Raw genomic sequence first — 19418 nt, 5'->3', positions numbered from 1 at the left:
GATACGCCCGCCGCCGCCGACGCCCCGCGCGGCTATGTCGTGGACCCATCGCATGTGCTGGCCATCGGCGCCTCGACCGGCGGGGTGGAGGCGTTGGTCACGGTTCTGTCCGGTTTCCCCGCCGATTGTCCGGCGACGGTCATCACCCAGCATATGCCCGCCAGCTTCACCGCCAGTTTCGCCGCCCGTCTGGATCGCATCTGCGCGCCTACGGTCACCGAGGCGAGGGAAGGCGACCTGCTGAAACCCGGTCATATCTATCTGGCGCCCGGCGGCGTGGCTCATCTGGAGCTGTCGTCCGGCCCTGCGCCGCGCTGCCGTCTGGTGGCCAGTGATCCGGTCAACGGCCACCGCCCGTCGGTCGATGTCATGTTCGAATCCGTCGCCCGGCTGAAGCGCCCGATGACGGGCGTGATCCTGACCGGCATGGGCAAGGACGGCGCGCGGGGCCTGATGGCCATGCGTCAGGCCGGCGCCCGCACGCTGGGCCAGGATGAGGCGACCTGCGTCGTCTATGGCATGCCCAGGGCCGCCTACGAGTTGGGCGCTGTCGAGCGGCAACTGCCGCTGCACCGCCTGTCCCCCGCCATTCTCGACCTCTGCGCCGCCCCCGCCGCGCGATCCACTGTTTGACCTCCGGGAGCGTATCCATGCCCGCCGCCGCCAATATCCACTGCCTGGTCGTCGATGATCAGATGACCATGCGCTCGCTGGTCCGCACCAGCCTGCAGCAGATCGGCGTGCGTGAAATCCGTGAGGCCGCCGACGGCGAAATCGCCCTGCGCGAGGTCATCACCCGGCCCGCCCACCTGATCATCTCTGACTACAACATGCCGAACCTGGACGGCCTGGGCCTGCTGCGCGCCGTGCGGGTCCACCCGCCAACCGCCAAGACCGCCTTCATCATGCTGACGGGCCGCGCCGACCGCGAACTGGTGCAGCAGGCGGTGAAGTACGGCGTGAACAACTATCTGGTGAAGCCCTTCACCGTGGCCCAGCTCAAGGCCAAGCTGGAAGCGGTGTTCGGCCCCCTGACATGATCGACGCCGCCCGGAATGACGGCGCGGAAAAGCGCATTCACGTCGGCCAGGGCGAGCATTTCGTCACGTCTGATCCCGAGGTCGTGCTCAGCACCATCCTGGGCTCGTGCGTCGCCATGTGTCTGCGCGATCCGGTGGTCGGCGTCGGCGGCATGAACCATTTCCTGCTGCCAGAAGGCGATGGCGCGGGCACAGACGCGGGCCGCCGGTACGGCGCCTATGCGATGGAGCTTCTGATCAATGACGTGCTGAAGGCGGGCGGTCGGCGCGAGCGTCTGGAGGCCAAGCTGTTCGGCGGCGGGCGCATGTTCGATGGGTTGCGCGACGTGGGCCGCGCCAACGCCGACTTCGCCGAACGCTTCCTGCGTGATGAGGGCATTCAGGTTGTCGGCGGCAGCCTGCGCGGCGAGGGCGGACGGCGGCTGCACTACTGGCCCGTCACAGGCCGCGCCCGCCAGCGCGGCGTCACCGACACCCAGGCGCTGGACATCCCCGTACGCGCCCGTCCGTTCGTGGACGCAGGCGCGCTGGAGTTGTTCTGATGGGCCAGCCTGCCGATCACGCCGCCCTGCTGTGCGCCGTCGCCGACGCGCTCTTGCAGGCGCGCAGACGGATCGACGGGGTCGAGGTCATGGTCAGCGACCTGATCCGCCAGACCGCGCCTGAAGACCGTTCGACGGCCCTGACCCAGGCTCAGGCCCTGGATGTTCTGGCTCAGGAGATCGAGGCCCTGTCCGGCGTCCTGCGCCGTCTCGGCCAGGGTGACGCGCCGGATCAGGCATTGGGCGCCGTAACCCTTGCTGATCTGTCTGTGCGCCTCGGCGCCGTCGTCGGGGTGACCCACGACAACGCCGCCGCCAGCGACGACGTCGAACTGTTCTAGCCGTATCGCTGCTGCAGCCAGTCGTCAGCCGGGCGATATTGCGCCTCGGCTCCGCCCAATCACGCGCCCGGATCAGGCCGCTCGCCGTCGGTTAACAGCTTGGCCGTTCATGCGGAACAGGGGTGAAACGAATCAGGACCGAATCGCTGACACCGCTCTATTCGTGATTTGTTCACTGCAAGATATTGTATCTTAACGTGGATTAACCACAAGAGGCCGCGCCGCCGTCACCCTGCCGTCGCGCTTGTCAGGGGATTTGCACGAAGTGCCCGCCGACATCTTCCCCCCCGCGCCCTGAACCGCTAGTGCAATCCCCATGGCCCCGTAGCTCAGCTGCATAGAGCAAGGCTTTCCTAAAGCCGAGGTCGCAGGTTGGAGTCCTGCCGGGGTCGCCATCCACCTGTTGGAGCAAGTCGCGACGCTCCGCGTTTCCTAGACCCGCGTTGCGGCGGGTTCGTCCAGGTCGAAGCGGTCGGCGCGGGCTAGGCGCCAGCTTTCGGAATAGAAGCTGCGGCCTTCTTCGCCGGTCAGCAGTTCGCCGGGGCGCAGGAAGACGTGAAGCTGTGAGAACAGTTTGATCTCGGTCTGACTGATGCGGCGCGCCAGATGGTGCGGGCGCAGGTCGCTGGGGTGGTGGATGCCCGCCGCCGCCAACATTTCCGACAGGGCCTTCAGCGTCGTGCGATGGAACTGGTGCACCCGTTCGGCCTTGTCCGGCACGACCAGGGCGCGCTGACGCAGAGGGTCCTGGGTCGCCACCCCTGTGGGACAGCGGTTGGTGCCGCAGCTCAGCGACTGGACGCAGCCAAGGGCGAACATGAAGCCGCGCGCCGCATTGGCCCAGTCGGCGCCGATGGCCAGGACGCTGGCGATGTCGAAGGCGCTGGTGATCTTGCCCGCCGCGCCGATGCGGATCTGGTCGCGCAGACCGGCGCCGACCAGGGTGTTGTGCACGAACAGCAGGCCTTCGCGCATCGGCGTGCCCAGATGGTCGGTGAACTCAACCGGCGCCGCGCCTGTGCCGCCCTCTGCGCCGTCCACGACGATGAAGTCGGGGCGCACGCCCGTCGCCAGCATGGCCTTGACGATGCCCATGAACTCCCACGGCTGGCCGATGCACAGTTTGAAGCCGATCGGCTTGCCGCCCGACAGTTCACGCAGTTTGGCGATGAATTCCATCATCTGCAGCGGGGTCGAAAAGGCGCTATGGCTGGAGGGCGAGACGCAGTCCTGCCCCATCGGCACGCCGCGCGTCGCCGCGATCTCGGCGCTGACCTTTTCGGCGGGCAGGATGCCGCCGTGGCCGGGTTTTGCCCCCTGGCTCAGCTTGATCTCGATCATCTTGATCTGCGGGTTCGCCGCCTGGGCCGCGAACTTCTCGGGATCAAAGGCGCCCGTCTCGGTGCGGCAGCCGAAATAGCCGCTGCCCAGCTCCCAGATGATGTCGCCGCCATTTTCGCGGTGATAGGGGCTGTAGCCGCCTTCCCCTGTGTCATGGGCGAACCCGCCCATGGCGGCGCCCTTGTTCAGCGCACGGATGGCGTTGGCGCTGAGCGAGCCGAAGCTCATGGCCGAGATATTGAACACCGAACCGGAATAGGGCTGGGCGCACTGGTCGCCGCCGATCAGGATGCGGAAACTTGCCGGGTCCGCGGCAGGCGCAGGCCGGATCGAATGGCCCATGAAGTCATAGCCGACGCTATAGACGTCCATCTGGGTGCCGAACGACCGTTCTGCCCCTTCCTTCTTGGCGCGGGCATAGACCAGAGAGCGCTGGTTGCGGGAGAAGGGCGCGGCCTCCTGATCGGACTCGATCAGATACTGCCGGATTTCAGGCCGGATCATCTCGGCCAGCCAGCGGATATGGCCGATGACCGGATAGTTGCGCCGGATCGAATGGTGCGGCTGGATCAGGTCGGCGACGCCCAGCAGGACCAGAGCCCCGGCGATCACCGGCACAAATCCCGTCCACGGATAATGCAGGGCCAGCAGCACGCCGACGATGAAAACGAGGATGCAGAGGCCGAAAGCCGAATACTGATTTAGCCGCACGTGTCTCTGGTCCCTGTCGCCAGCGACCCGAATGTTCCGCCGGGCCTTATGTTCCCGGGACTATGGCGGCTGGATGGGTTTGAGGCCAGTCGGCGGCGCTTTGCTAGGTTGCGCCCGCCGCGTCCGCCACATGCTCGGCCAGGTCCAGGGCCTGGGCGCGCAGATCGGGCACGGCGGTGATCTCCCAGAAGGCGCCGCGCGTCAGGGGGCCGATGGCGTAGAGGCCGTCGGTCTGGCCGTCTTCTCCGATCAGGCGTCCGTCCCCGTCGACCTGCAGCCCCAGGCCCAGCGGGTCGGGGCGGCCGTATCCCTTGTTCAGAATGTCGGCGATCAGGGGTTCGCGGCTCTGCTGGATCACGCCCAGCGGGCCGGTGCAGTTGACCACCAGATCGAACCGGCCGCGGATGGCGCGGCGGCGTCCGCGCGGGCGCCACGCCGCCTCGACTGAGGTTCCGTCCAGCGCCGTCTCCGACAGCTTGCCCGCCAGCACGGTCAGTTCGCCGGACGCCAGCATCGAATGAATGTCACGCGCCGATCCGGGTGACAGCCGGTGGCGATGCACGTCCCACAGGGGCCGCAGATGGCGCAGGAACCGCTTGCGCTGATCCGCCGTCCACGACCGCCACAGCGGGCGGGCCGAATGGCGCAGATGGTCGAACACGGCGCGCCAGTCGTGGGTCTGGGTCGCCGTCCGCACCTGTTTCAGCACGTCGGACGGACCGCCTGCGAAGGCCTCGGTATAGGGTTCGGGCGGCACGGTGGCGTGGGCGCGTGGCAAGAGGCCGTGCCGCGACAGGGCGGTGAAACGCCGTCCAGGGCGCCGCAGCGACAGGGCCGCGTCCACCATGGTCAGGCCCGCCCCGATCAGCAGGATGTCGCGCGCGCCGTCCGCCGCCTCGGCCTCCAGCCGCCAGGGGTTCTCGACATAGAGGGGCGAGCGCCTCAGCGCCTCGTCGATGCCGGGCGGGGAGGCGGGCTCCAGATTGCCCAGGGCCAGAACGACGGCGTCAGCCTGCACCTTTTCACCGTCCTCCATCGACAGTGTCCAGCCCGCGGCGTCGCGATCCAGCGCCCTGGCCTCGGACGCCAGCAGCGTCAGCCGCTCCGGCGCGCCGTCCAGGGCCTGATCCAGCAGATGCTGCAGATAGTCGCCGTAAACCCCGCGGGTGATGAAGCCGTCCTGCGCCCGCCAAGACGGCTGTTCCGCCAGCCAGTCCGCCAGATGCCCCGGCTGGTCGGGAAAGGCGCCCATATTGTCCAGGCGCACATTCAGCAGATGGTGGGGGTTGCCGGTGTCATAGGCCGTGCCGGGACCAAAGACCTTGCGCCGCTCGATCAGGGTGACGCGGACTTTGGCGTTCAGCCGCAACAGGTGGATCGCCGTCAGCAGACCGCTGAATCCTGCCCCGACCACGGCCACGTTCTGGCGCCCGTCTGGCGTTCCGGTTTGCGGCATAGGCGCTCCCAACTCGACCAACTGTTCCCGCACTCATAACGCAATCTGGCGCGGTTCGGTTTTCGATCTTGGTTAGAAACGCCTACCGGACAAGTAGGAAATTCTATTGCTGGCTGTCAGTGGTGATAGCCGCCGACCGGCGGGGCGCCGAACTCGCGCGCTTCTTTCGGGGCCAGTCCGGCCTTGCGGCGGCGCGCGGCGCGGATGTCGGAAATCGCCAGCGGAATCAGCGTCCACGGCTCGATGCAATAGCGGCGGAACAGTCGTTTGGGGTCTTGCACCAGACGATAGGCCCACTCGACCCCGGCCCGGCCCATCCATCGCGGCGCGGGCTTCTGCGTCCCGGCCTCGTAATCGAAGGCGGCGCCGACGGAAAAGATCACGCAGTTGGGCAGAAGCTCCAGATTGCGCAGGATCCACGCCTCTTGGCGCGGCATTCCCATGCCTACGAACAGGATCTGTGGGTTGAAGGCCATGATGTCGGCCATCAGGGCGGCGTTGTCCGCCGAGCCTGCGCTGGCGTCGAAGAAGCCGTGGCGCGTAAGAATCTGGGCGTGGGGATAGACGGCGTTCAGCCGTTCCGCCGCCGTTTCGCTGACGCCCGGCTCGCCGCCGACATAGGCGATGCGCCATTTCCTGCGGTTGGCCACGCTCCAGAAATGGGCGCGCCAGTCCAGATAGGTGCAGCGGTGGAAGCCCCGGCTGTGCAGGCCCAGCGTCCGCGAGAACCAGATCATCGGCGTGGAGTCGACCTCGACCATCTCGGCCTGCGCATAAAAGGCGCGCATCTCGGGGTTCTTCTGGATCAGATACAGGCTGTGCAGATTGTGGTTGGCGACGATGGTCTTGCGGCCCTCGGCCACCGCCGTCTGGACGTGGTGCAGCACCTCCTCGGGCTTCACCAGGTCGACCAGCTGCCCCAGCATGTGCACGCGCTCACGCCGGCGTCGACGCTTGCGGAACTCGGGCCGCGGCGCGGATCGACGCTCGTGCGTCGGGGAGCTGAAGGGTGAATCCACCATGGGCCCAGGATGCAACGATAGGCTTCAAGGACGGGTTAGAAAACAGGCTTAACCCGCGTCAACCAACCCGGGGCGAACCCTGTCGATGACAAGCCGGGTCAGCGAGGCCAGCGCCACACCTATGCTGTCGGCCAGAAGGTCGTACAGATTGGCCGATCGCCCCGTCAGGCCCTGCACCACCTCGACCCCCGCGCCCAGTGCGATCGCGACAAAGGCGGTGCGCCACAGACCCAGTTTCGGGAACAGCAGAGTCAGGCATGCGGTGATGACGAAAAAGCCGATCATATGGGCTGACTTGTCGTCCAGACCCAGATTCTCCTCCGCCCCCTGAAAGGGGCCGAGCATGGCGACGAACAGCCCGGCCAGTGCGAGACCAGCCGCGCAACGCAGTGCGAACATCATTTGGCGACGCCTTGATTGGGGAGGAGGGCGTGGAAATCGTCAAAAACCTAACCGGAACAATGCGTGAGCGCCACTCCGACGCGCTTTTTGCTCCGCTTGCGCAAGAAAACGCACAAACTGAAAAAAGCTTGTTGACCCGGCCCGAGCCCTCTCGTAGATGACGCGCCTTCCCGATGGAAACGCCGCAAGGCGCTGCCGACGGGGCCCAGATGGCGGAATTGGTAGACGCGCTGGCTTCAGGTGCCAGTGGCTTAACGGCCGTGGAGGTTCGAGTCCTCTTCTGGGCACCATATTATAAACGGCGTCGTGTTTTCGGACACGGCGCCGTTTTCATTTCTGGCCTGCCGCATCGCGCGCAACCGCTTTGACGACAGGCCGTTTCGCCCAGCCGCCGCCGCGTGTAAGAAGCCCAGCATGACTGTTTATCTGCATGAGGGCGATCTGCCCGACGATCTGGACCTGGGGCCTGAGGTCGCTGTCGATTCCGAGACCATGGGCCTGCGTTTCGGCCGTGACCCCCTGTGCGTGGTCCAGCTGTCCGCTGGTGACGGCGACGCCCATGTCGTGCGCCTGAACCGTCCCGCCTATGACTGCCCGAACCTGAAGCGCCTGCTGGCCGATCCGAAGGTGGTCAAGATCTTCCACTTCGGGCGCTTCGACATCGGCATGTTCCAGCTGCATCTGGGCGTCGAGACGCGCCCGGTCTATTGCACCAAGATCGCCTCCAAACTGGCCCGCACCTATACGGACCGTCATGGTCTGAAGGATGTGGTGCGCGAGATGGTGGGCGTGGACCTGTCCAAGGCCCAGCAGTCGTCCGACTGGGGCGCGGATCAGCTGAGCCAGGCGCAACTGGATTATGCCGCCTCCGACGTTCTCTATCTGCACGCGGCCAAGGCCCGTCTGGACCAGATGCTGGCGCGCGAAGGCCGCGCCGACCTGGCGGCCAAATGTTTCGATTTCCTGCCGACCCGTTCGGCGCTCGATCTCGCCGGCTGGGACGAGATCGACATCTTCGCCCACAGCTGAGGCGCGCTTGACCGAACCCGCCGATCAGTCCCGGATTGAGGCCGACGAGGCCCGCGTCGCCCTGGCGGGTGAACGCTGGCGCGCGCGCTCGCGGCGGGTGAAACTGTATCGTCGGGTTCTGCCCATCATCATTCTGGTGCTGGCGGGCGGCGCCCTGACCTGGACCGTGTTCCGCACCGTCATGTCGGGCGTGGAGCGCAAGGCCAGCCAGAGCAACGAGGTACGCCTCGACAAGCCCCTGTTCCACGGTCAGGATTCGCAAGGCCGCGCCTTCACCGTCGGGGCGCAAGGCGCGATCCGCGATGCTGCGACCGGCCAGTTCCGTCTGATCGGCCCGGCGCTGAAACTGAACCTGGGCGGACGCAAGGTCACGGAACTGACCGCAGGCGGCGGCGCCTATAATGAGCAGGCCCGCACCGTAACCCTTGGTCCTGACGTGAAAATCTCTGACGGCGGCACCGGCTTTGTGCTGACGACGCCTGAGGCGGTGGTCAATACGGACACCGGCGTCATCACGGGCTCCAAGGGGGTTCAGGGCGCGGGGCCTCTTGGAACCATCAACGCTTCGTCCTATGCGATCTATGATCAGGGCCAGCGCGTGGTGTTCGACGGGCAGGGCGACAACAAGATAAGCGGTACGATCAATCCCTCGGGATCAGGCGGATGATGGCGATGAAGTTCAAAGCACTGGCGGCGGTCTCCGCCCTGGCCGTCCTGGCCCTCCCGGCCGTGGGCGACGCCCAGGTCAACAAGCAGACCTCGAACCAGCCGATCGCCTTCGGCGCCGACTCGGGCGAGCAGACCGCGGCCACCATCGCGCTTCGCGGTCGCGCCGAACTGACCCAGGGGGGCAACCGCCTGCGCGCCGACGCCATCACCATGTTCCGCAATGCGGCGGGCGACCCCGACCGGGTCGAGGCCACCGGCACCGTCTATTTCGTCACCCCGACCCAATCGATGCGCGGCGACCGCGCCGTCTATACGATCAACAACGGCGAAGTGGTCGTGACCGGCAATGTCATCCTGACCCAGGGCCAGAACGTCCTGACGGGCGGGCGTCTGAACTACAACGTCAACACCGACGCCGCGACCATGGCGGGGGCCCCGCGCGGTTCCGCCGGAACCCGCATCCAGGGCGTCTTCTACCCCGGCAACAATTAAAGGCTGTTCGCAGACTTGGCGCGCAAGGAACTCTCCGCACTGAACCGTGACGAACCGGTCGCGGAACCGGTCTTGGCCCCCTCCAAGGCGGAGAAGGGCCTGCGCGTGCGCAACATCGCCCGCAGCTTCGGCCAGCGTCAGGTGGTGCGCGACGTCTCCCTGACCGTCCAGCGGGGCGAGGTCGCAGGCCTGCTTGGCCCCAACGGCGCGGGCAAGACCACCTGTTTCTACATGATCACCGGCCTGATCCCGCCGGACGCCGGTTCGATCTGGCTGGATGGCGAGGACATCACCGGCCAGCCCATGTACCAGCGCAGCCGCATGGGCCTGGGCTATCTGGCGCAGGAAGCCTCCATCTTCCGCGGCATGACGGTCGAGCAGAACGTCAAGTCGGTGGTCGAACTGAACTATGACCGCAGCCAGATCGCAGCCGAGACCAACCGCCTGCTGAACGAACTGCACATCGACCACCTGCGTCACGCTCCCGCGACCGCCCTGTCGGGGGGCGAGCGTCGCCGCGTCGAGATCGCGCGGGCTCTGGCGGGCCGTCCGTCCTTCATCCTGCTGGACGAACCCTTCGCCGGCATCGACCCCCTGGCCATCGCCGACATCCGCTCGGTCATCCGTTATCTGGCCAGCCAGGGCATCGGCGTCCTGATCACCGACCACAATGTGCGCGAGACGCTGGAGATCACCGACCGCGTCTCCATCATCTCCGGCGGCTCGGTCCTGTTCGAAGGCACATCCGACGAAGCCATCCACGACCCCGAAGTCCGCCGAGTCTATCTGGGCGAAATGTACGCTTAGGGTCTTCGCGGGCCTTCGTTATTCCGGGGCAGCGCAGCGAAGACCCGGACCCGAAGGGCGGCGCGAAGCAGCCGACCCAACAGCACCGTCAATCTCTCCAACTCGCCGTTTCTGACGGGGAGGCGTCGACGTTTGTGCGTCGTTAACCGGTTTGGCGACATTCTGGCCCCAGCAAGTTCCGGGCCAGTTCAGCGTTCGGTGGGAAAAACGAAGTGATCGGTCAAAGGTTAGAGGTCAGACAAGGGCAGGGGCTGGTCATCACGCCCCAGCTGCAGCAGGCGATCAAGCTGCTGCAACTGTCCAATCTCGAGCTGGAGGAATTCGTCGAGGCCGAGCTGGAGCGCAATCCGCTGCTGCAACGCGATGAGCCTGAAAGCGACGGCCCCGAGGCCCCGCAACAGGTCGAGGCCGCGACCGCGGACGGCGAAATGTCCTTCGGCGACGGCGTCGGCCATGAATCCGTGGCTTCGATGGACGCCGGGTCCGACGATGTTTACGGCGACGCCGCGCCGGGCGAACGCACCAGCGACCGCATGACCGATGAAGCCCAGCCGGGCCTTTCCGACTGGTCCAGCGCGGGCAAGGGCGGCCAGACCTTTGAAGGCGGCGATGTTGAACGCCCCGACACCCACGAACTGTCCCTGTGGGAGCATCTGCAGGCCCAGGCCTCGTCCGCCGGTTTCACCCCCGCCGACCACGGCATCGCCCTGACCCTGATCGACGCCACCGACGAGGGCGGCTATCTGCGCGGCGAACTGACCGAGTTCGCCGACCGGCTGGGCGTCTCGCTGGAGCGGATCGAGGCGGTGCTGGCCGTCTGCCACGGGTTCGAGCCGACCGGCATCATGGCCCGTTCGGTGCCGGAATGCCTGAAGCTGCAACTGATCGACCGCAACCGGTTCGATCCGGCCATGGCGGCCCTGCTGGACAATCTGGACCTTCTGGCGCGACGCGATCTGGCGGGATTGCGCAAGATCTGCGGCGTCGACGCCGACGACCTGTCCGAGATGATCGCCGAGCTGAAGGCTCTGACGCCGCGTCCCGGCGCGGGCTTTGGCGGCGAACCGGCCCAGACGGTCGTGCCCGACGTCCATGTCCGTGCTGATCCGGCGGGCGGATGGCGGGTGGAACTGAACGCCGACACCCTGCCGCGTCTGCTGGTCGACAAACGCTATCACGGCCTGGTTCAGGCGGGCGCGCGTTCGGATACCGAAAAGACCTTCGTCGCTGACTGCGCCGCCCAGGCCAACTGGCTGGTCAAGTCGCTGGATCAGCGGGCCAAGACCATTCTGAAGGTCGCCTCCGAGATCGTTCGCCAGCAGGACGCCTTCCTGGCCTTCGGCGTCGAGTTCCTGCGCCCCCTCAATCTGAAGACCGTGGCTGACGCCATCAGCATGCACGAATCGACCGTCAGCCGTGTCACATCGAACAAATATGTCGCCACGCCGCGCGGCGTGTTCGAGCTGAAATTCTTCTTCACCGCCGCCATTCAATCGGTGGACGGCGCCTCGACCCACTCGGCCGAAGCGGTCCGCCACCGGATAAAAACAATGATTGATGGCGAGGGGCTGGATGGCGACGTTTTGTCCGACGACCGGATCGTCGAAATACTTAAGGAGACGGGCATCGACATCGCCCGTCGAACGGTCGCCAAGTATCGGGAAGCCTTGAGAATTCCGTCGTCCGTCGAGCGCCGCCGGATGCTCCGCTCGGCCTGACAAGCGTGACCACAAAACGGTGATCTGGATTGACACCAAATCCAGTCGGGCGCGTTCTATCGACATGCAAGTCCAAGTCAGCGGCAAGCAAGTGGATGTCGGCGAAGCGTTAGGCTCGCGCATCTCCCAGGAACTCGAAGACGGGGTCGGAAAATACTTCGCCCGCGGCGGCGATGGCGCCGAGGTCGTGGTCTCCAAGGACGGCCACAACTTCAAGGTGGACTGTTGGGTCCGTCTCGCGTCTGGCCAGACGCTGGTGACGACCGGGTTCGGCGGCGACGCCCACTCGGCCTTTACCGAAGCGCTGGATCGGCTCGAGACACGGGTTCGTCGCTACAAGCGCCGACTCAAGGACCACCATATCGGGCCCAAGGGTCTGTCGCCCGAGAAGACTGAAAACGCCGCCCGCGAAGTCGCACGCAGCATCGTGCTGCGTGATCCCGACAGCGTGGACGACGACGTCTTCGGCGACGCCAGCGAGAACGACGGCCCGCCGCCGGTGGGCATGGTCATCGCAGAGACGGAACACGAAATCCGCACCATCACGGTGGGGCGGGCGGTCTTGGAGCTGGACATGACGGGCTATCCCGTCGTCCTGTTCCGCAACGCGGCTCACGGCGGTCTGTCGGTCGTCTATCGACGGCCCGACGGCAATGTCGGCTGGATCGATCCTGAGCGGACCAGCAAGCTGAACGGCCAGGCAAAAGGCACGGCCTAGGGTCTGATCGGCCTCGATGGAATCGTTCGCGATTTCACCGAGGCCGTAAATCAGGCTCCAGATTTGAGCGCGAGCATGATGCACGCTTCTGCCGGAGCCGCGACGCGGTTCCTCCAAAAACGGTCATGCTCAAGTTTGACTTTGTTGCGGGAGCCTCTAAACGGGCGCCCGCAACCGCCAGTCTATTTTTGAGAACCGGGTTTCCAATGGATATCGCAGATTTGCTCGCGCCTAACGGCGTGGTGCTGCGCGGCGGCGCCTCATCAAAGCGTCAGGCGCTGAATGCTGTGGCCGAAGCCGCCGCCCATGCGCTGGGCGTCGATGAAGGGCGCGTGCTGGAGGCGCTGCTGGAACGTGAGGCCCTGGGCTCCACCGGCCTGGGGTCGGGCGTGGCGGTTCCGCACGCCCGTTTGAAGGAGATCGACCGCGTGACGGCGGTCTTCGTGCGTCTGGATACGCCTGTGGCGTATGAGTCGGTGGATGACCGTCCGGTCGATCTTCTGCTGGCCCTGTTCGCCCCGCCCAAGGACGGCGCTGAACACCTGCGGGCTCTGGCTGCGGTGTCGCGGGCGCTGCGTTCGTCGGAACTGCGCGAACAACTGCGTCAGGCGCGCACCGTCGATGCGATCAAGGCTCTGTTCGTCAAGGACGACGCCCCGGCGACGGCGGCCTGATCGCGGCTCTGGAAGGCGGCGCAATCCCATCGCGGGGCCGCCCTCCAATCTTCTCAGTGAACCGAAACCGGCTCCAGTTCGTGGGCCACGGCGGCGGCGAAGGCGGTGTCGCGGTCCAGCATCACCGCCAGACGTTCGCCGTCGGCGCTGTGGACGGCATACAGGGACTGGCCGGGATCAAAGCTCATGTCTCTGATCTCGACGGCGTCCTCCATCAGGTCCGACGCCTTCACCTCGCGCACATAAACCAGGTCGGGGGCGCCCAATCCTGCAAAATCTTCCTTGGTCATCATCAACGGCGTCATAGGACCGCCTCCTTCACTACTGATGAACGCTCAGAACGCTGAGCGGTTCGAACGTCGGTATTTTTCAGCCTGCCGTAATCGGAATGCGCCGCACGGCGCGCTCGGCCTCGGGGCGGATCAGGTCCACATGCAGCAGACCGTGCTCGGCCCGCGCGCCCTGCACCTCCAGCCCGTCGGCCAGAACAAAGCTGCGCACAAAGCCGCGCGCCGCTATGCCCCGGTGCAGGAAGGCCTGCTCGCTCTTGCCCGCGTCGTCACGCTTTCCGGCGATGGTCAGCTGACGGCCTTCCAGCGTGATGGCCAGTTCATCGGGCGAGAATCCGGCCACCGCCAGACTGATGCGCACCCCGGCGTCGCCGATCTGTTCAACATTATAGGGGGGATAGCTTTCAGCCGCGGCCTTGGCGGCGCGGTCGATCAGGGCGCGGGTGTGATCGAAGCCCAGCAGGAAGGGGCTGTCGAACAGGATGGTGCGGGTCGTCATCTGGGTCCTCGGAAAAAGCGACCGACCGGCCTGTCTCCCGCAATCGGCAAGACCTCCGGTCACAGATGAAGATGGGGGCAGGCTGCGCCCGGATCAACCGCCCCGGCCTGTGGGCAGCGGGGATGGCTTTGCAGCCCTGGGCATGAAATCCCCGCCGCCGAGGCGACGGCGGGGAAACACTGGATCAGGCGCTGGTTTTCAGCCGTTCGGTCTTGGCGACGATGTCGGTCAGGGGAACAATGCGCACGAACCGGCTCAGCGTATTGGCCCAGTCGCCCAGCAGACGGCGCGCCAGTGGTGACGCCGTCGCCGCCAGATGGGCCTCGATCAGTTCGCGCAGCCGTTCGGCCGCGGCCTCATCGATGTCGGTCACGCCCGCCAGATCGCCGTTCAGCGCCCGCTCGGCAAAGCCTGGCTGATCCAGCACGAACAGCTCGCCGCCGCTCATGCCCGCCGCCAGGTTCCAGCCAACCGAGCCCAGCACGACCACGCGTCCGCCGGTCATATATTCGCAGCCGTGCGCGCCCAGACCTTCGACCACGGCCTCGGCGCCCGAGTTGCGCACCGCGAACCGCTCGCCCGCCGCACCGGCGACGAACAGGCGACCCGAGGTCGCGCCGTACAGGGTGGTGTTGCCGCAGATCAGCTGATCCTCGCGCCACTCCGTCGTCCGCACCGAGATTTCGGCGCCCGACAGGCCCTTGCCGACATAGTCGTTGGCCTCGCCCGTCAGATGAAGCTCCAGACCCTTGGCCGCGAAAGCGCCGAAGCTTTGGCCCGCGATGCCTTCCAGACGCAGCTTCAGGCGACCGGCTGGTCCCTGGGCGCCGAAGCGACGCACGATGGCCGAAGACACGGCGGCGCCCACGGTCCGTTGCGTATTGTTCAGCGGATAGGACAGCTCCAGCGTCTGACCGCGATCCAGGAAGCGCACGGCGTCCTTCAGGACACGCGCATCCAGGCTTTCGGCGATGGGCTTGCGGGTCGTCTTGTCGGCCCACTTGCCCGCCGCGCCTTCGTCCACCTGAACCAGCAGGGGGTTCAGGTCCAGGTCGTCCAGATGCGATCCGCCACGACGGACCTGACGCAGCAGGTCGGTGCGGCCGATGATCTCGTCCATCGTCCGGGCGCCGATCGAGGCCAGGATTTCGCGGGTTTCCTCGGCGATGAAGGTGAACAGGTTCACCACCTTGTCCGGGGTGCCGGTGAACTTCTCGCGCAGGCGGTCGTCCTGAGAACAGACGCCGACCGGGCAGGTGTTCGAATGGCACTGGCGCACCATCAAACAGCCCATGGCGATCAGGGCGGCGGTGCCGACGCCGTACTCCTCGGCGCCCAGCATGGCGGCGATGACCACATCGCGGCCCGTGCGGACCCCGCCGTCGGTGCGCAGGGTGACCGAGCCGCGCAGATTGTTCAGCGTCAGCACCTGATGGGCCTCGGCCAGACCGATCTCCCACGGCAGGCCCGCGTGCTTGATCGAGGTCTGGGGCGAGGCGCCAGTGCCGCCGTTGTGACCGGCGATCAGGATGGCGTCGGCATTGGCCTTGGCCACACCGGACGCAATGGCGCCGATGCCCGAAGCGGACACCAGTTTCACCGTGACACGGGCGTCGGGGTTGATGGCCTTCAGGTCATAGATGAGCTGGGCCAGGTCCTCGATCGAATAGATGTCGTGGTGCGGCGGCGGAGAGATCAGGGTGGTGCCGGGCACGGCATGGCGCATCCGGGCGATGAATTCGGTGACCTTGAAGCCGGGCAACTGGCCGCCTTCACCGGGCTTGGCGCCCTGTGCCACCTTGATCTCGATTTCACGGCACTGGTTCAGATATTCGGCGGTGACGCCGAACCGGCCCGAGGCTACCTGCTTGACCGCCGAGTTGGCGTCGTCGCCGTTGGGACGCGGGTGATAGCGTTCGGGGTCTTCGCCGCCCTCGCCGGACACCGAGCGGGCGCCGATGCGGTTCATGGCGATGTTCAGCGTCTCGTGCGCCTCGGGGCCGAGCGCGCCCAGCGACATGGCCTGGGTCAGGAAGCGGCGGCGGATGTCCGACACGCTCTCGACCTGATCGACCGGGATGGCGACGCCTTCGCGGAAGTCCAGCAGGTCGCGCAAGGAGACGTCCGCCTGATTGCGCACGGCGTCGGAGAACTGCTTGAAGCGGCGGTAGTCACCCCGGTTGCAGGCGTCCTGCAGCAGGTGGATGGTCTTGGCTTCGTGGGCGTGGGCCTCGCCGCCCGCACGGATCTTGAAGAAGCCGCCGATGGCGGGCGAGGGCAGGGCTTCTCCCCACGCCACCTTGTGACGCTTCAGCGCCGCCTGCTCCAGACCGGCCAGACCGATGCCGGAGATGCGCGACGGGGCGCCGGGGAAGAACTCGGCCGTCAGGGCGCGCGACAGGCCTAGAACCTCGAACTCGCAGCCGCCGCGATAGGCGGAGATCACGCTGATCCCCTTGCGGGCCAGTGTCTTCAGCAGGCCGGCCTCGATGCCGGCCTTATAGTTCAGGCAGGCGTCGCGCAGGGTCAGGCCGGGATAGAGGCCCCGGTCCAGACGCTCCTGGAACAGGTCCTGCGCCAGCCAGGCGTTGACCGTGGTGGCGCCGACGCCGACCAGAACGGCGAACCCGTGCGGGTCCAGCGTCTCGGCGGTGCGCACGACGATGGAGCAGTAGGAGCGCAGACCCGCCGTGGTCAGGCGGCCATGCACGCCAGCGGTCGCCAGGATCATCGGCGCGGCCAGGCGCTGGGCCGAACCCTGCTGGTCGGTCAGGACGATCAGGGCAGCGCCGTCGCGGGCGGCGGCCTCGGCCTCGTCCATGATCCGGTCCAGCGCGGCGCGCAGACCGGCGCCCGAACGGGCCGCGTCGGACGGAACGTCGTAGCTGCAGTCGATGACCACGGTCGAACCGGCGCCGACCGTGTCGATCATCCGCTCGTACATGCCGTTGGTCAGGACCGGGCTGTCCAGAACGAAGACGTCGGTCTGGGCCTCTTCGACCGCAAGGATGTTGCCCAGGTTCTTGAACCGGGTCTTCAGGCTCATCGCCCCGGATTCCCGCAAGGGGTCGATCGGCGGGTTGGTGACCTGGCTGAAGTTCTGGCGGAAATAGTGCGACAACGGGCGGGGCAGGGCCGACAGAACCGCAGGCGGCGCATCATCGCCCATGGAGCCGACCGCCTCCTTGCCGTCACGCACCAGGGCGTCCAGCAGCAGGTCCAGGTCTTCACGGCTGTAACCGGCGGCGATCTGACGGCGGGTCAGGTCTTCGCCAGAGGCCGAGCGCGGCTCGGGGCCGGGGCCGATGATCGATTCCAGATCGACCATATTGCCCAGCCACTCCGTATAGGGGTGGGCGGACGACAGGGCCTCGATGGCCTCATGTTCGTCATAGACGCGGCCGTGCTTCAGATCGACGGCGATCAGCTTGCCCGGGCCGATGTGCAGGCGGCGCTTCACTCGGCTTTCGGGGATCGGCACCAGACCGGCTTCGGAGCCCGCCATCAGCAGGCCGTCGACGGTCTCGACCGCGCGCAGGGGGCGTAGGCCGTTACGGTCCTTGCCCGCCACGATCCAGCGGCCGTCGGCGGCGCAGATGGCGGCGGGGCCGTCCCACGGCTCCATGACCGCGTTGCAATAGGCGTAGAAGGCGCTGTGCGCCTCGGGCATGACCACGTCGTCCTTGGACCAGGCTTCCGGGATCAGCAGGGCCTTGGCCATCGGCGCGGGGCGACCGGCGTGGACCAGCACCTCCATGACGTTGTCGAGCGCGGCGGAGTCCGATCCGCCCGGCTGGACGACCGGCTTCACCTCGCCGTCACGGTCGCCGAAGGCCTGGGCGGCCATGCGGATCTCGTGCGACTTCATCCAGTTCAGATTGCCCTTCAGCGTGTTGATCTCGCCGTTGTGGGCCATCATGCGGAAGGGTTGGGCCAGCTTCCATTCCGGGAAGGTGTTGGTCGAATAGCGCTGGTGGAAGACGGCGTAGGCCGAGACGAAGCGCGGGTCTTCCAGATCGGGATACAGGTCGCCCAGCAGTTCGGCCCGCACCATGCCCTTGTAGGCGATGGAGCGCGCGGACAGGGTGCAGATATAGACGGCGGACAGGTTCTCGGCCTTGACCGTCTTTTCGATGCGGCGGCGGCACAGATACAGTTCGCGTTCCAGCGCCTCGCCGTCCAGCGGCTGGCCTGCGTCGTCCAGCGGCGGAGCCAGCATGATCTGTTCGATCTCGGGCCGGGTCGCGCCCGCCTTGGTCCCCACGACCGACAGGTCGATGGGTGTCTGGCGCCAGCCATAGATCCAGAAACCGGCGCGCAGGGCCTCGGTCTCGACGATGGCGCGGGCGCGGTCCTGGGCGCCCAGGTCGGTGCGCGGCAGGAAGACCTGGCCCACGCAGATCGGGCCGGGACGCAGGGACTGGCCGATGGAGGCCACCTGTTCGGCGAAGAAGGCCTGCGGCAGTTCGGCCATGATGCCTGCGCCGTCGCCCGACAGGCCGTCGGGATCGACCGCGCCGCGGTGGGCCACGGCCTTCAGGCTGCGGATGGCATATTCGACCACGTCACGACGCGGGCTGCCGTCGATGGAGCAGACCAGACCCACGCCGCAGGCGTCGCGCTCGGAGGCGCGGTCATAGGCGTTGCCCGCTTCCAGCCGGTCGCGGGTTGCTTCGTACTTATCAAGCCACTGGGTCATGCCGCGACCTCCTCGGTGCGGGTCTTAAGGTAGCGATCGATCTCGGCGGCGGCGTCCTGGCCCTCGCGCACGGCCCAGACGACCAGAGAGGCCCCGCGCACCGCGTCGCCCGCGGCGAAGACGCCGGGCAGGCTGGTGGCGAAGCTGACGGCGCCGACCTTGATCGTGCCGTCGTCGCGAAGTTTGAGGTCCGCCTCATGCGCCGCGAACGGCTCGGGCGAGAAGCCCAGGGCCTCGATGACGATGTCGGCGGGAATGTCGAAGTCGGCGCCGGGAACCGGCACGATGTCGCGGCGCTCGCCCGGAGCGGCCTCGGTCAACTGCATGCGCGCGGCGCGAACCCCGGTGACGCGGTCACCTTGGGACAGCAGGGCCTTGGGCGCGCCCAGCCATTCGAAGACGACGCCTTCTTCCTCGGCGTTCTGAACCTCGCGGGCGGAACCCGGCATGTTCTCGCGGTCGCGGCGATACAGGCAGGTCACCGATGCGGCGCCCTGACGGATGGCGGTGCGGACGCAGTCCATGGCGGTGTCGCCGCCGCCGATCACGACCACGCGCTTGCCGCTGGCCTCGTACCAGCCTGCCTGTTCGGCGTCGCCCAGATCGCGGCGGTTCTGATGGGTCAGATACTGCAGGGCCTCGACCGTCGAGTCCGGGCCACGGCCCGGCGCCGACAGGATGCGCGGTTGATAGACGCCCATGGCCAGCAGCACGACGTCATGACGTTCACGCAGCTCGGTCAGGGTGACGTCCTTGCCGATTTCGCAGCCCAGCACGAACTGGACCCCGCCCTCGACCAGACGGTCAACGCGGCGCTGGACGACGTGCTTCTCCAGCTTGAAGCCGGGGATGCCATAGATCAGCAGGCCGCCCGCGCGGTCATGCCGGTCATAGACGACGACCTGATAGCCCTCGGTGCGCAGGCGGTCGGCGGCGGCCAGACCCGCAGGCCCTGCGCCGACGATGCC

At 66.8% G+C, this 19418-nt stretch carries 19 protein-coding genes and 2 tRNA genes; 13 read left to right on the top strand and 8 right to left on the bottom strand.

The window, feature by feature from the left end:
• The 5 genes from QZ281_RS11920 to QZ281_RS11900 form a co-directional block, all read left to right on the top strand.
• The coding region (locus tag QZ281_RS11920) for a chemotaxis protein CheB (RefSeq protein ID WP_292228621.1) at positions 1 to 633 on the top strand (633 nt) is incomplete at its 5' end.
• Positions 634 to 650: 17 nt separating this feature from the next.
• Positions 651 to 1040, top strand: coding sequence for a response regulator (locus QZ281_RS11915; RefSeq protein WP_292228620.1), 390 nt, complete (start codon positions 651 to 653; stop codon positions 1038 to 1040).
• Complete coding sequence (locus QZ281_RS11910; protein ID WP_292228624.1) at positions 1040 to 1582, top strand: chemotaxis protein CheD; 543 nt, start codon at positions 1040 to 1042, stop codon at positions 1580 to 1582. Before QZ281_RS11915 ends, QZ281_RS11910 begins: the two co-directional genes overlap by 1 nt.
• Positions 1582 to 1923, top strand: coding sequence for a hypothetical protein (locus QZ281_RS11905; protein WP_292228618.1), 342 nt, complete (start codon positions 1582 to 1584; stop codon positions 1921 to 1923). The genes QZ281_RS11910 and QZ281_RS11905 overlap by 1 nt, the downstream gene beginning before the upstream one ends.
• A gap of 318 nt (positions 1924 to 2241) precedes the next feature.
• Positions 2242 to 2318: transfer RNA gene (locus tag QZ281_RS11900), tRNA-Arg, on the top strand.
• 37 nt (positions 2319 to 2355) lie between these two features.
• Here the strand turns inward: QZ281_RS11900 and QZ281_RS11895 are convergent.
• From QZ281_RS11895 to QZ281_RS11880, 4 genes are all read right to left on the bottom strand, one after another.
• Positions 2356 to 3975 (bottom strand): FMN-binding glutamate synthase family protein, encoded by a 1620-nt coding sequence (locus tag QZ281_RS11895; protein WP_292228616.1) that lies wholly within the window; start codon positions 3973 to 3975, stop codon positions 2356 to 2358.
• 103 nt (positions 3976 to 4078) lie between these two features.
• Positions 4079 to 5431, bottom strand: a complete 1353-nt coding sequence (locus QZ281_RS11890) for an FAD-dependent oxidoreductase (RefSeq protein WP_292228614.1) — start codon at positions 5429 to 5431, stop codon at positions 4079 to 4081.
• A 116-nt stretch (positions 5432 to 5547) separates the two neighbouring features.
• Positions 5548 to 6357: a WecB/TagA/CpsF family glycosyltransferase gene (locus QZ281_RS11885; protein WP_292228612.1), complete on the bottom strand. Its 810-nt coding sequence runs from the start codon at positions 6355 to 6357 to the stop codon at positions 5548 to 5550.
• A gap of 144 nt (positions 6358 to 6501) precedes the next feature.
• Positions 6502 to 6855: a VanZ family protein gene (locus tag QZ281_RS11880; RefSeq protein ID WP_292228610.1), complete on the bottom strand. Its 354-nt coding sequence runs from the start codon at positions 6853 to 6855 to the stop codon at positions 6502 to 6504.
• Positions 6856 to 7058: 203 nt separating this feature from the next.
• Here QZ281_RS11880 and QZ281_RS11875 point away from each other — a divergent pair.
• From QZ281_RS11875 to QZ281_RS11840, 8 genes are all read left to right on the top strand, one after another.
• Positions 7059 to 7145: transfer RNA gene (locus QZ281_RS11875), tRNA-Leu, on the top strand.
• 124 nt (positions 7146 to 7269) lie between these two features.
• Positions 7270 to 7884, top strand: coding sequence for a ribonuclease D (locus QZ281_RS11870; protein WP_292228608.1), 615 nt, complete (start codon positions 7270 to 7272; stop codon positions 7882 to 7884).
• Positions 7885 to 7891: 7 nt separating this feature from the next.
• Entirely contained in the window at positions 7892 to 8551 is a 660-nt protein-coding gene (gene lptC, locus QZ281_RS11865) for an LPS export ABC transporter periplasmic protein LptC (protein ID WP_292228606.1), read from the top strand.
• A 5-nt stretch (positions 8552 to 8556) separates the two neighbouring features.
• Entirely contained in the window at positions 8557 to 9045 is a 489-nt protein-coding gene (locus QZ281_RS11860) for an LptA/OstA family protein (protein WP_292228605.1), read from the top strand.
• A 72-nt stretch (positions 9046 to 9117) separates the two neighbouring features.
• Entirely contained in the window at positions 9118 to 9852 is a 735-nt protein-coding gene (gene lptB / locus QZ281_RS11855; RefSeq protein ID WP_292228603.1) for an LPS export ABC transporter ATP-binding protein, read from the top strand.
• A gap of 212 nt (positions 9853 to 10064) precedes the next feature.
• Positions 10065 to 11570 (top strand): RNA polymerase factor sigma-54, encoded by a 1506-nt coding sequence (gene rpoN / locus QZ281_RS11850; RefSeq protein ID WP_292228601.1) that lies wholly within the window; start codon positions 10065 to 10067, stop codon positions 11568 to 11570.
• A gap of 64 nt (positions 11571 to 11634) precedes the next feature.
• Complete coding sequence (gene raiA / locus QZ281_RS11845; protein ID WP_201096371.1) at positions 11635 to 12288, top strand: ribosome-associated translation inhibitor RaiA; 654 nt, start codon at positions 11635 to 11637, stop codon at positions 12286 to 12288.
• 206 nt (positions 12289 to 12494) lie between these two features.
• A complete protein-coding gene (locus QZ281_RS11840) occupies positions 12495 to 12962 on the top strand; it encodes a PTS sugar transporter subunit IIA (protein WP_292228598.1) in 468 nt (155 codons plus the stop codon).
• Positions 12963 to 13015: 53 nt separating this feature from the next.
• Here the strand turns inward: QZ281_RS11840 and QZ281_RS11835 are convergent, their stop codons facing one another.
• The 4 genes from QZ281_RS11835 to QZ281_RS11820 form a co-directional block, all read right to left on the bottom strand.
• Positions 13016 to 13267: a DUF1150 domain-containing protein gene (locus QZ281_RS11835; protein WP_201096373.1), complete on the bottom strand. Its 252-nt coding sequence runs from the start codon at positions 13265 to 13267 to the stop codon at positions 13016 to 13018.
• A gap of 64 nt (positions 13268 to 13331) precedes the next feature.
• Positions 13332 to 13751 (bottom strand): Hsp20 family protein, encoded by a 420-nt coding sequence (locus tag QZ281_RS11830; RefSeq protein ID WP_201096374.1) that lies wholly within the window; start codon positions 13749 to 13751, stop codon positions 13332 to 13334.
• Positions 13752 to 13935: 184 nt separating this feature from the next.
• Complete coding sequence (gene gltB, locus QZ281_RS11825; RefSeq protein ID WP_292228596.1) at positions 13936 to 18450, bottom strand: glutamate synthase large subunit; 4515 nt, start codon at positions 18448 to 18450, stop codon at positions 13936 to 13938.
• Positions 18447 to 19418, bottom strand: a 972-nt coding sequence (locus tag QZ281_RS11820) for an FAD-dependent oxidoreductase (protein ID WP_292228594.1), incomplete at its 5' end; no start/stop codon positions are given. The genes gltB and QZ281_RS11820, both read right to left, overlap by 4 nt.

The organism is Brevundimonas sp., from assembly GCF_018608325.1.
Taxonomy (GTDB): Bacteria; Pseudomonadota; Alphaproteobacteria; order Caulobacterales; family Caulobacteraceae; genus Brevundimonas.
Note: the sequence above shows the minus strand (reverse complement) of the source record. Positions and strands in the feature narration are given on the sequence as shown.